The organism is Bacillus sp. FSL K6-1560 (assembly GCF_038592935.1).
GTDB classification, from domain to species: domain Bacteria; phylum Bacillota; class Bacilli; order Bacillales; family Bacillaceae; genus Bacillus; species Bacillus subtilis.
The window spans coordinates 4,208,072-4,219,732 of the sequence record NZ_CP151946.1 but is presented as its reverse complement, the minus strand read 5'-3'; the positions used below and the strand labels follow the sequence as shown (position 1 = coordinate 4,219,732).

11 protein-coding genes are annotated in these 11,661 nt (G+C 47.2%); all 11 read left to right on the top strand.

Features of this window, described 5'->3' with window-relative positions; all coding sequences use genetic code 11:
• Window positions 1-31: 31 nt before the first annotated feature.
• Complete coding sequence (iolB, locus tag NYE22_RS22390) at window positions 32-847, top strand: 5-deoxy-glucuronate isomerase (RefSeq protein ID WP_187001984.1); 816 nt, start codon at window positions 32-34, stop codon at window positions 845-847.
• Between the two features lie 23 nt (window positions 848-870).
• On the top strand, window positions 871-1,848 hold the full coding sequence (gene iolC / locus NYE22_RS22385; protein ID WP_014478485.1) for a 5-dehydro-2-deoxygluconokinase: 978 nt from the start codon (window positions 871-873) through the stop codon (window positions 1,846-1,848).
• A gap of 32 nt (window positions 1,849-1,880) precedes the next feature.
• Complete coding sequence (gene iolD, locus NYE22_RS22380; RefSeq protein ID WP_003242642.1) at window positions 1,881-3,794, top strand: 3D-(3,5/4)-trihydroxycyclohexane-1,2-dione acylhydrolase (decyclizing); 1,914 nt, start codon at window positions 1,881-1,883, stop codon at window positions 3,792-3,794.
• Window positions 3,795-3,809: 15 nt separating this feature from the next.
• Window positions 3,810-4,703, top strand: a complete 894-nt coding sequence (iolE, locus tag NYE22_RS22375) for a myo-inosose-2 dehydratase (protein ID WP_064671727.1) — start codon at window positions 3,810-3,812, stop codon at window positions 4,701-4,703.
• A gap of 14 nt (window positions 4,704-4,717) precedes the next feature.
• On the top strand, window positions 4,718-6,034 hold the full coding sequence (gene iolF, locus NYE22_RS22370; RefSeq protein WP_342412201.1) for a myo-inositol transporter IolF: 1,317 nt from the start codon (window positions 4,718-4,720) through the stop codon (window positions 6,032-6,034).
• A gap of 22 nt (window positions 6,035-6,056) precedes the next feature.
• Complete coding sequence (gene iolG / locus NYE22_RS22365) at window positions 6,057-7,091, top strand: bifunctional inositol 2-dehydrogenase/D-chiro-inositol 1-dehydrogenase (protein ID WP_014481414.1); 1,035 nt, start codon at window positions 6,057-6,059, stop codon at window positions 7,089-7,091.
• 19 nt (window positions 7,092-7,110) lie between these two features.
• A complete protein-coding gene (locus NYE22_RS22360; RefSeq protein WP_064671729.1) occupies window positions 7,111-7,980 on the top strand; it encodes a sugar phosphate isomerase/epimerase in 870 nt (289 codons plus the stop codon).
• A gap of 85 nt (window positions 7,981-8,065) precedes the next feature.
• Complete coding sequence (gene iolI, locus NYE22_RS22355) at window positions 8,066-8,902, top strand: 2-keto-myo-inositol isomerase (protein WP_015483926.1); 837 nt, start codon at window positions 8,066-8,068, stop codon at window positions 8,900-8,902.
• 20 nt (window positions 8,903-8,922) lie between these two features.
• Window positions 8,923-9,795 (top strand): 6-phospho-5-dehydro-2-deoxy-D-gluconate aldolase, encoded by an 873-nt coding sequence (gene iolJ, locus NYE22_RS22350; protein ID WP_064671730.1) that lies wholly within the window; start codon window positions 8,923-8,925, stop codon window positions 9,793-9,795.
• 107 nt (window positions 9,796-9,902) lie between these two features.
• A complete protein-coding gene (yxdJ, locus tag NYE22_RS22345) occupies window positions 9,903-10,592 on the top strand; it encodes a two-component system response regulator YxdJ (protein ID WP_003243527.1) in 690 nt (229 codons plus the stop codon).
• Entirely contained in the window at window positions 10,589-11,566 is a 978-nt protein-coding gene (yxdK, locus tag NYE22_RS22340; protein ID WP_021481026.1) for a two-component system sensor histidine kinase YxdK, read from the top strand. The genes yxdJ and yxdK overlap by 4 nt, the downstream gene beginning before the upstream one ends.
• The last annotated feature ends 95 nt before the right edge of the window (window positions 11,567-11,661 follow it).

Sequence of the window (11,661 nt, the reverse complement as noted above, 5' to 3'; positions counted from 1 at the left end):
ATTCTGCCAATAGAAAGAGGAGGGCTTCACTATGAGTTATTTGTTGCGTAAGCCGCAGTCGCATGAAGTGTCTAATGGGGTCAAACTCGTGCACGAAGTAACGACATCCAACTCTGATCTCACTTATGTAGAGTTTAAAGTGTTAGATCTTGCATCAGGTTCAAGCTATACAGAAGAATTGAAAAAACAAGAAATCTGTATTGTGGCGGTAACGGGAAAAATTACAGTGACAGATTATGAGTCGACTTTTGAGAATATCGGCACGCGTGAAAGTGTATTTGAACGAAAACCGACAGACAGCGTCTATATATCAAATGACCGTGCATTTGAGATCACAGCGGTCAGCAACGCAAGAGTGGCGCTTTGCTATTCTCCATCGGAAAAGCAGCTTCCGACAAAGCTGATCAAAGCGGAAGACAACGGAATTGAACATCGCGGGCAATTTTCAAACAAACGTACTGTTCATAACATTCTTCCGGATTCAGACCCTTCAGCTAACAGTCTATTAGTAGTTGAAGTCTATACAGACAGCGGCAACTGGTCCAGCTACCCGCCTCACAAACATGATCAAGACAACTTGCCGGAAGAATCTTTCTTAGAAGAAACGTACTACCATGAGTTAGACCCGGGACAGGGCTTTGTATTTCAGCGCGTATACACAGATGACCGTTCTATTGACGAGACAATGACTGTGGAAAATGAAAACGTTGTCATCGTTCCTGCGGGATACCACCCGGTAGGCGTTCCGGACGGATACACATCCTACTATTTAAATGTCATGGCAGGGCCGACGCGAAAATGGAAGTTTCATAACGACCCGGTGCATGAGTGGATTTTAGAACGCTAACAAGTGAGGAGTGGCTGTTTACGATGAAGTATACATTCAATGAAGAGAAGGCTTTTGACATTATTGCCATCGGCCGGGCATGTATTGACCTGAACGCAGTGGAATACAACCGCCCAATGGAAGAGACGATGACATTTTCCAAATACGTCGGCGGTTCACCTGCGAATATCGCGATCGGCAGCGCGAAGCTTGGCTTAAAAGCGGGCTTCATCGGCAAAATTCCGGATGACCAGCATGGAAGATTCATAGAGTCCTATATGAGAAAGACCGGCGTTGATACAACACAGATGGTTGTTGATCAAGATGGACACAAAGCAGGCCTTGCATTTACAGAAATCCTCAGCCCTGAAGAATGCAGCATTTTAATGTATCGCGATGATGTGGCGGATCTTTATCTTGAGCCTTCAGAGGTAAGCGAGGACTATATCGCAAATGCGAAAATGCTGCTTGTTTCCGGGACAGCGCTCGCCAAAAGCCCGTCACGGGAAGCGGTATTAAAAGCTGTTCAATACGCGAAGAAGCATCAGGTTAAAGTGGTGTTCGAACTGGATTACCGCCCGTATACGTGGCAGTCATCAGATGAAACAGCCGTTTATTATTCTTTGGTTGCCGAGCAGTCTGATATCGTCATCGGCACACGCGATGAATTTGATGTGATGGAAAACCGCACAGGCGGAAGCAATGAAGAATCCGTCAATCATTTATTTGGCCATTCAGCCGACCTCGTTGTCATCAAACACGGCGTCGAAGGCTCTTACGCATACAGCAAATCCGGCGAGGTATTCCGCGCCCAAGCGTACAAGACAAAAGTGCTGAAAACTTTTGGAGCTGGTGACTCCTATGCGTCAGCTTTTATCTATGGCCTTGTCAGCGGAAAAGACATTGAAACGGCATTGAAATACGGCAGTGCTTCAGCTTCCATTGTGGTGAGCAAGCACAGTTCGTCAGAAGCGATGCCGACTGCGGAAGAAATCGTACAGCTTATTGAAGCACAGTCATAATTGAAAAAGATCGAGTAAAGGTGGGATCGTTTGTGGGCAAGAAAATTCGCTTAACAACAGCGCAGGCGCTGATTAAATTCTTAAACCAGCAGTACATCCATGTTGATGGAAAGGAAGAGCCTTTTGTCGAAGGGATTTTCACAATTTTCGGTCATGGAAACGTATTAGGGATCGGGCAAGCGCTTGAGCAGGATGCAGGCCATTTGAAAGTCTATCAAGGGAAAAATGAACAAGGAATGGCGCATGCGGCCATGGCGTACAGCAAGCAAATGCTGAGAAGAAAAATATATGCAGTGTCTACATCCGTCGGACCGGGAGCGGCTAACTTGGTGGCGGCAGCCGGCACTGCATTGGCAAACAATATCCCAGTTCTCTTGATTCCGGCAGACACATTTGCGACAAGACAGCCAGACCCTGTACTGCAGCAAATGGAGCAAGAATACAGCGCGGCGATTACGACAAACGATGCATTGAAACCTGTATCGAGATACTGGGACCGCATTACGCGCCCTGAACAGCTGATGAGCAGTTTGCTGCGCGCGTTTGAAGTCATGACTGATCCGGCAAAAGCAGGTCCGGCAACGATTTGTATTTCTCAGGATGTTGAAGGGGAAGCATACGATTTTGATGAAAGTTTCTTCGTCAAACGGGTTCACTATATTGATCGCATGCAGCCGAGCGAGCGCGAGCTTCAAGGTGCGGCGGAGCTGATTAAATCCAGCAAAAAACCTGTGATTCTCGTCGGCGGAGGCGCAAAATATTCCGGTGCGCGCGATGAATTGGTTGCTATTTCTGAAGCCTATAACATTCCGTTAGTTGAAACGCAGGCAGGAAAGTCTACCGTTGAGGCAGATTTTGCAAACAACCTTGGCGGAATGGGCATCACAGGTACACTTGCGGCAAACAAAGCGGCCCGCCAAGCTGATTTGATTATCGGCATCGGCACAAGGTATACAGATTTTGCGACATCCTCTAAGACCGCTTTTGATTTTGATAAAGCGAAGTTTTTGAACATTAACGTCAGCCGAATGCAGGCGTATAAACTTGATGCATTCCAAGTGGTGGCGGATGCGAAAGTGACGCTTGGCAAACTGCATGGCTTGCTTGAAGGCTATGAGAGCGAGTTCGGCACAACGATCCGGGAGCTGAAGGACGAATGGCTAGCTGAACGCGAGCGTCTCAGCAAAGTGACGTTTAAGCGGGAAGCATTTGATCCGGAAATCAAAAATCACTTTTCTCAAGAGGTCCTGAATGAATATGCTGACGCGTTGAATACGGAGCTTCCGCAAACAACGGCATTGCTGACAATCAACGAGACGATTCCTGAAGACAGCGTCATCATCTGTTCAGCAGGCTCACTCCCAGGAGATTTGCAGCGTCTGTGGCATTCTAATGTTCCGAATACGTATCACCTGGAGTATGGATATTCTTGCATGGGCTATGAAGTGTCCGGGACACTCGGTCTTAAACTGGCCCACCCTGACAGAGAAGTGTATTCAATCGTCGGAGACGGCAGCTTCCTGATGCTTCATTCTGAATTGATCACGGCGATTCAGTACAACAAGAAAATCAATGTGCTGCTCTTTGACAACTCAGGATTCGGATGCATCAACAACCTGCAAATGGATCACGGCAGCGGCAGCTACTATTGCGAGTTCCGCACAGATGACAACCAAATCCTGAATGTCGATTACGCGAAAGTCGCTGAGGGATACGGCGCGAAAACCTACCGCGCAAACACAGTAGAAGAATTAAAAGCGGCGTTAGAGGATGCGAAGAAACAGGATGTATCAACATTAATTGAAATGAAGGTGCTGCCTAAAACAATGACGGACGGCTATGACAGCTGGTGGCATGTCGGGGTGGCAGAGGTATCTGAACAAGAAAGCGTTCAGAAGGCATACGAAGCAAAAGAGAAAAAGCTGGAATCTGCGAAGCAGTATTAGAGGGGAGGCACCAAGATGGGCAAAAATGAAATCCTGTGGGGAATCGCTCCCATTGGGTGGCGGAATGATGACATGCCTGAAATTGGAGCGGGAAATACACTTCAGCATTTGTTAAGTGATATCGTTGTCGCACGTTTTCAAGGCACGGAGGTCGGGGGCTTTTTCCCCGAACCTGCCATCCTGAACAAAGAGCTGAAGCTTCGGAATTTACGCATTGCAGGAAAATGGTTCAGCAGTTTTATTTTGCGTGACGGACTTGGTGAAGCGGCAAAGGCATTTACCCTGCATTGTGAGTATTTGCAGCAAGTAAACGCGGATGTCGCAGTTGTCTCTGAACAAACGTACAGCGTGCAAGGCTTGGAGAAAAACGTGTTCACAGAGAAGCCGCACTTTACGGATGATGAATGGGAGCGGCTTTGCGAAGGGCTGAATCACCTTGGCGAAATTGCCGCTCAGCATGGCTTGAAGCTTGTCTATCATCATCATCTCGGCACTGGTGTCCAAACAGCGGAAGAAGTGGACCGCCTGATGGCAGGAACAGACCCTGCGCATGTACACCTCCTCTATGATACAGGCCATGCGTATATTTCTGACGGCGATTACATGGGGATGCTTGAGAAGCATATCGGCCGCATTAAGCATGTGCACTTTAAGGATGCCCGCCTGAATGTCATGGAACAATGCAGGCTCGAAGGACAATCGTTCCGGCAATCATTTTTAAAAGGCATGTTTACGGTTCCCGGTGACGGCTGCATTGACTTTAGAGAAGTATATCAGCTGCTGTTGAAGCACAGTTATTCCGGATGGATTGTCATTGAAGCTGAACAGGACCCCGATGTTGCAAACCCGCTGGAGTATGCATTGATTGCGAGAAACTATATTGATCAGCAGTTGTTGGATCTGGCTTAATGGGGAATGAACATATGGGCAATACCAATGGAGATTCAGCCTTCAATAAACGGACAATCGCGGCAGCATTGGCCAACTATATTGATGCCGGTTCAATTGTGGCAGGCTCCGCCGGTTTATCATTATGGGTCAGTTACCTTAAGCTATCCGATACACAAATCGGGCTGCTCGGCGCGCTGAGCGCAAATGCGATTTCTGCCGCTGTCGGCGCGCTGCTTGGCGGGTTTCTGGCTGATAAAGTCGGACGGAAGGCTGTTTATACCAATAGTATGCTGGTTTATGCACTAGGGATTTGTTTGGTTTTGTTCGGGGTTAATTTCCCCATGTTGTTAAGCGGTTACATCATTATCGGTTTATCAGTAGGAGCTGATATAACCGCGTCATGGACCATTATTGCGGAAAATGCGCCAAAGAAGAATCGGGCCAGGCATTGTGGCGTAGCACAAGTCGCTTGGGCCGCGGGCGCTGTCGTTGTACTGCTCCTCTCCGTACTGGCCGGTGACTTGGGACTCCTGGGGAATAAAATCGTATTTGCCCATCTGCTTGTGATTGCGCTGATTACGTACATCCTGAGAATCAGGCTTCCGGAATCAGACGCCTGGCAGACAAAAAATCAGCCGGAGGATGCTCAGGCAGAGAAGCCGGCTGTACTGAATAAGACATCATATTTTGATTTGCTCAAGCCTATGTATCTCAAAAGTATATTGTTTTTGATGGGTGTGTACTTGGTTTGGAACTTAGCCGCCGGGGTCATGGGCTTCTTTATGCCATACATTTATCAGCAGGTCGGTGGTGTATCTGCCAACATGGCCAACCTTTTGCAAATGGGGCTGTTTATCTTCACAGGATTGGGGGTCGCCTTGATCTTCATGCCCTTTGCCGACAAATATAGAAAAACCGTATTTGGAATCGCCGCTTTCATGGCGGTGATCGGGTGGACACTGTTTCTGCTGCCAGTTGAAGGCCTGCCGATTCTGCTCCTGTTTATTGTCGTGATCGGCATCAATAACGGAGCAGGGCAGCAAGCGAACTATCAGTTATGGGCCAGTGAAATCTTTCCTACGCAATATCGTGCTTCCGCACAAGGACTGATGTTTTTCCTTGTCCGTATTTCAATAGGGATTTGGAGTCTGTTTGTCCCAATGATTATCACCAATTTCGGCATTGGAACGATGGCTGCAATTCTTCTCGGATGTGTGACGGCCAGTATGATCATCGGGCTGCTCTTTGCGCCGAATACGTCTGGCAAGTCGCTTGAACAAATTCAAGAGGAACTCTACGGATCTCCTCAGAGCCAAGTAAAGCAAGGAACAGAAAGCAAAATGATGTAACCAACAGAAGGAGTGGCTGTCAATGAGTTTACGTATTGGCGTAATTGGAACTGGAGCAATCGGAAAAGAACATATTAACCGCATCACGAACAAGCTGTCCGGCGCAGAAATTGTAGCTGTAACGGATGTTAATCAAGAAGCTGCACAAAAGGTCGTTGAGCAATACCAATTAAACGCGACGGTTTATCCGAATGATGACAGCTTGCTTGCAGACGAAAATGTAGACGCTGTTTTAGTGACAAGCTGGGGGCCTGCGCATGAGTCAAGCGTGCTGAAAGCCATTAAAGCCCAGAAATATGTGTTCTGTGAAAAACCGCTCGCGACAACGGCTGAAGGATGCATGCGCATTGTCGAAGAAGAAATCAAAGTGGGCAAACGCCTTGTTCAAGTCGGCTTCATGCGCCGTTATGACAGCGGTTACGTACAGCTGAAGGAAGCACTCGACAATCATGTCATCGGCGAGCCGCTTATGATTCATTGCGCGCACCGCAACCCGACTGTAGGAGATAACTATACAACGGATATGGCCGTAGTTGACACGCTTGTTCATGAAATTGATGTGCTGCACTGGCTCGTCAATGATGACTACGAGTCCGTTCAAGTCATCTATCCGAAAAAATCAAAAAACGCGCTTCCGCATTTAAAAGATCCGCAAATCGTGGTGATTGAAACAAAAGGCGGCATCGTCATCAATGCTGAAATCTATGTGAACTGTAAATACGGCTATGACATTCAATGCGAAATCGTCGGAGAAGACGGCATCATCAAGCTTCCCGAGCCATCAAGCATCAGCTTGAGAAAAGAAGGCAAATTCAGCACTGATATTTTGATGGATTGGCAGAGACGCTTTGTTGCTGCGTACGATGTGGAAATCCAAGACTTTATTGATTCGATTCAAAAGAAAGGCGAGGTCAGCGGACCGACGGCATGGGACGGCTATATTGCTGCTGTCACGACTGACGCGTGTGTAAAAGCCCAGGAATCTGGACAAAAAGAAAAGGTTGAATTGAAGGAAAAACCGGAATTCTATCAATCTTTTACAACAGTTCAAAACTAAAAAACAGAGGAGTGAAAATATGAAGTTAGCATTGGATCCATCCATGTATCGTGATGATTTAACTTTAGAGGAAACGGTCTATAAAACGGCGGAGCTTGGCTATGAATATATCGAATTGTCTCCGCGCGAGGATTTTTGCCCGTTTTATAAATATCCGAAAGTCGATTCAGCAAAGATCAAACAATTAAAGCGCCTTTTAAGAGATACAGGTGTTAAGCTTTCATCGCTTCTTCCTCTTTACCACTGGGCGGGTCCTGATGAAGACCGCCGGCAGGCAGCGGTGCGCAATTGGAAACGGGCAATCGAAATTGCGGTTGAACTTGAAGTGGATTTGATGAACAGCGAATTCAGCGGTTCAAAATATGATCCTTTAACAAGTGAAGAAAAATTTATCAAATCCATGGATGAGCTTCTGCCAGTCTTTGAAAAAGAAGGTATTAAACTTAATCTTCAAGCCCACCCATACGATTTTATCGAAACGCACAAAGGTGCGATGGATATGATCCGCGCGCTTGACAAGGATTGGATCAATCTTGTCTACTCGACTGCGCATACGTTCTTCTATGATGACGGCAAAGGCGACATCGAGACCATGTTTGACGAAGCCGGCGACCGCCTCACACATGTTTTATTTGCAGATACCTATAATCATAAAGCGGCTCATGGTCTTCGCTATATCGTCAATCCGCCTGACGCGAAAGTAACGGTTCACCAGCATTTGGACATTGGTCAAGGCGAGGTTGATTTTGATACGATTTTCAGAAAACTGAGAGAGATGAAGTTCGACGGAATTGCGACGAATGCCGTATTTGCTTGGGTCGATGAAAGAGCGGATGAATCAAGCCGATTTATGCTTAAGAAAATAAAAGAAGAATTAGGTCTGGCATAAGCTGAGCATGGAGTTCGGCGGGATATGGCGACAGCCTTCCTGCCGAACTCCCTTCATATCTAAAACGCAGATGGGGGAGTCTGGCATGAAACTTTGTTTTAATGAAGCGACAACATTGGAAAACTCAAACCTTAAACAGGATTTAGAACTATGCGAAAAGCACGGCTATGATTATATTGAAATCCGCACAATGGATAAGCTGCCGGAGTACTTAAAAGATCATTCATTGGCAGATCTTGCGGAATATTTTCAAACCCATCACATCAAACCGCTTGCTTTAAACGCGCTTGTTTTCTTCAACAACCGTGATGAAAAGGGCCACAACGAGATCATCACTGAATTTAAAGGCATGATGGAAACATGCAAAACCCTCGGTGTGAAATATGTGGTGGCCGTTCCGCTTGTGACAGAGCAGAAGATTGTAAAAGAAGAGATCAAAAAGAGCAGTGTAGACGTGCTGACTGAGCTGTCAGATATCGCGGAGCCGTACGGCGTAAAAATCGCACTTGAATTTGTCGGCCATCCGCAATGTACGGTCAATACGTTTGAACAGGCGTATGAGATCGTAAACACAGTTAACCGTGACAATGTCGGGCTTGTCCTTGACAGTTTTCACTTCCATGCAATGGGTTCAAATATTGAGAGCTTAAAGCAGGCGGACGGAAAGAAAATCTTCATCTATCATATTGATGATACAGAAGATTTCCCAATCGGCTTTTTAACAGATGAGGATCGTGTATGGCCGGGACAAGGGGCAATTGACTTAGATGCCCACTTATCAGCACTGAAGGAAATCGGCTTCTCTGATGTTGTATCGGTTGAGCTCTTCCGGCCTGAATACTATAAGCTGACTGCTGAGGAAGCCATTCAAACAGCGAAAAAAACAACAGTGGACGTCGTATCAAAATACTTCAGCATGTAATGGATAAAGGAGGGGTGGACATGGCTTTTGTATCGATGAAAGAGCTTCTTGAAGATGCAAAGCGGGAGCAATATGCAATTGGCCAGTTTAATATCAACGGCCTGCAATGGACGAAGGCGATTTTGCAGGCGGCGCAAAAGGAGCAATCACCGGTCATCGCCGCGGCTTCCGATCGCCTGGTCGACTATTTAGGCGGATTTAAAACGATTGCCGCCATGGTAGGGGCGTTAATAGAGGACATGGCAATTACCGTTCCGGTCGTGCTTCATCTCGATCACGGCAGTAGTGCGGAACGCTGCAGACAGGCCATTGATGCCGGATTCAGCTCAGTGATGATTGACGGCTCCCATCAGCCGATTGACGAGAATATCGCAATGACAAAAGAAGTCACCGATTATGCCGCAAAACACGGCGTATCAGTAGAAGCCGAAGTCGGCACGGTCGGCGGAATGGAAGACGGACTTGTCGGCGGGGTCTGCTATGCCGATATCACGGAATGTGAGCGGATCGTCAAAGAAACCAATATCGACGCGCTGGCCGCCGCCCTCGGCTCTGTACACGGCAAATATCAGGGTGAGCCGAATCTCGGATTTAAGGAAATGGAGGCTATCTCCTGCATGACTGATATTCCCCTCGTTCTTCACGGGGCATCCGGGATTCCGCAGGATCAGATCAAAAAAGCCATCACGCTCGGCCACGCGAAGATCAATATCAATACGGAATGTATGGTAGCGTGGACAGACGAAACACGCCGCATGTTCCAGGAAAACAGCGATCTGTACGAACCGCGCGGCTATTTGACACCCGGCATTGAAGCCGTGGAAGAGACAGTGCGAAGCAAAATGAGAGAGTTCGGATCAGCCGGTAAAGCAGCTAAGCAGCAGGTCGGCTAAAGAGACCAGAAACCGCCGAGATGGCGGTTTTTTTGTGCGGTGTTGCGTCCATATGCCCAAAACGATTATGATGATGGCAGCAGTGTAAGAAACGGGAGTGGTTCAGTTTGAATAAAATCATGATTGTGGAAGACAGTGAAGACATTCGCGGACTATTGCAGAATTACCTTGAAAAATACGGATATCAAACAGTGGTCGCCGCGGATTTTACAGCTGTTCTTGATGTCTTTTTGCGGGAAAAGCCCGATGTGGTGCTGCTTGATATCAATTTGCCGGCATATGACGGATATTATTGGTGCCGGCAGATCCGCCAGCACTCCACAAGCCCGATCATCTTTATTTCTGCCAGAAGCGGGGAAATGGATCAGGTGATGGCGATTGAAAATGGGGGAGACGATTATATCGAAAAACCGTTTTCTTATGATATTGTGCTTGCGAAAATCAAAAGCCAGATCCGGAGGGCGTACGGGGAGTACGCCGCAAAGCAGGGAGAGAAAGTGGTTGAATATGCTGGCGTTCAGCTCTTTGTGGAACGGTTTGAACTGCGTTTTCAGGATGAAAAAAGCGAGCTTTCTAAAAAAGAAAGCAAGCTTTTGGAAGTGCTGCTTGAGCGGGGAGAAAAGGTGACGAGTCGGGACCGTCTCATGGAAAAGACGTGGGACACCGACATATTCATCGATGATAATACACTTAACGTGTATATCACGCGGCTCAGAAAAAAACTGCGGGAGCTGAATGCGCCTGTTTCTATTGAAGCGGTGCGGGGCGAAGGCTACCAGCTGAGGGCGCAGTCATGAAGCTGTTTCTCCGGTCTCATGCAGTGCTGATTCTGCTTTTTCTCCTTCAAGGGCTGTTTGTCTTCTTTTATTACTGGTTTGCGGGTCTTCATTCTTTTTCTCACTTGTTTTACATATTGGGCGTGCAGCTTCTTATTTTGGCGGGCTATCTTGCCTATCGCTGGTACAAAGACCGCGGCGTGTATCATTGGCTCAGCTCGGGGCAGGAAGGGACGGATATCCCGTATCTCGGTTCCTCAGTGTTCTGTTCAGAGCTGTATGAAAAGCAGATGGAGCTGATCCGGCTGCAGCACCAGAAGCTCCATGAGACCGAAGCCAAGCTGGACGCGCGGGTGACGTATATGAATCAATGGGTGCACCAAGTAAAGACGCCGCTGTCGGTCATTAATTTAATCATTCAAGAAGAGGATGAGCCCGTTTTTGAACAAATCAAAAAAGAAGTCCGGCAGATTGAATTCGGGCTGGAGACGCTTCTTTATTCTTCAAGGCTCGACCTGTTTGAAAGGGATTTTAAAATTGAAGCGGTTTCCCTGTCCGAGCTTCTCCAATCAGTTATTCAAAGCTATAAACGATTTTTTATTCAATATCGCGTTTATCCGAAAATGAACGTTTGCGATGATCATCAGATTTACACCGATGCCAAATGGCTCAAATTTGCGATCGGCCAAGTGGTCACAAATGCGGTCAAGTATTCAGCAGGCAAGAGTGACAGACTTGAGCTGAATGTCTTCCGCGATGAAGACAGGACGGTGCTTGAAGTTAAAGATTACGGTGTCGGGATTCCCTCACAAGACATCAAGCGGGTGTTTGACCCTTATTACACCGGTGAAAACGGGCGGCGTTTCCAAGAATCTACGGGAATCGGCCTCCATCTCGTCAAAGAAATTACAGGTAAGCTCAATCATACGGTGGACATCAGCTCGTCTCCCGGTGAAGGGACGTCAGTTCGATTTTCATTTCTTACAAAAATGTAAGGCTGCGTTAAGAAAACAACATAGCCCGCTTTGTTTCCCCTTGATAACATGGATTTATGTCAAGGGGATTTTTATGTTGAACGTCCCGGCACTAC

Excerpts from the sequence above, each read along its gene's own strand:
- iolB (WP_187001984.1), top strand. The coding sequence starts at position 32 with ATGAGTTATTTGTTGCGTAAGCCGCAGTCGCATGAAGTGTCTAATGGG.
- iolC (WP_014478485.1), top strand. The coding sequence starts at position 871 with ATGAAGTATACATTCAATGAAGAGAAGGCTTTTGACATTATTGCCATC.
- iolE (WP_064671727.1), top strand. The coding sequence starts at position 3,810 with ATGGGCAAAAATGAAATCCTGTGGGGAATCGCTCCCATTGGGTGGCGG.
- iolF (WP_342412201.1), top strand. The coding sequence starts at position 4,718 with ATGGGCAATACCAATGGAGATTCAGCCTTCAATAAACGGACAATCGCG.
- iolG (WP_014481414.1), top strand. The coding sequence starts at position 6,057 with ATGAGTTTACGTATTGGCGTAATTGGAACTGGAGCAATCGGAAAAGAA.
- NYE22_RS22360 (WP_064671729.1), top strand. The coding sequence starts at position 7,111 with ATGAAGTTAGCATTGGATCCATCCATGTATCGTGATGATTTAACTTTA.
- iolI (WP_015483926.1), top strand. The coding sequence starts at position 8,066 with ATGAAACTTTGTTTTAATGAAGCGACAACATTGGAAAACTCAAACCTT.
- iolJ (WP_064671730.1), top strand. The coding sequence starts at position 8,923 with ATGGCTTTTGTATCGATGAAAGAGCTTCTTGAAGATGCAAAGCGGGAG.
- yxdK (WP_021481026.1), top strand. The coding sequence starts at position 10,589 with ATGAAGCTGTTTCTCCGGTCTCATGCAGTGCTGATTCTGCTTTTTCTC.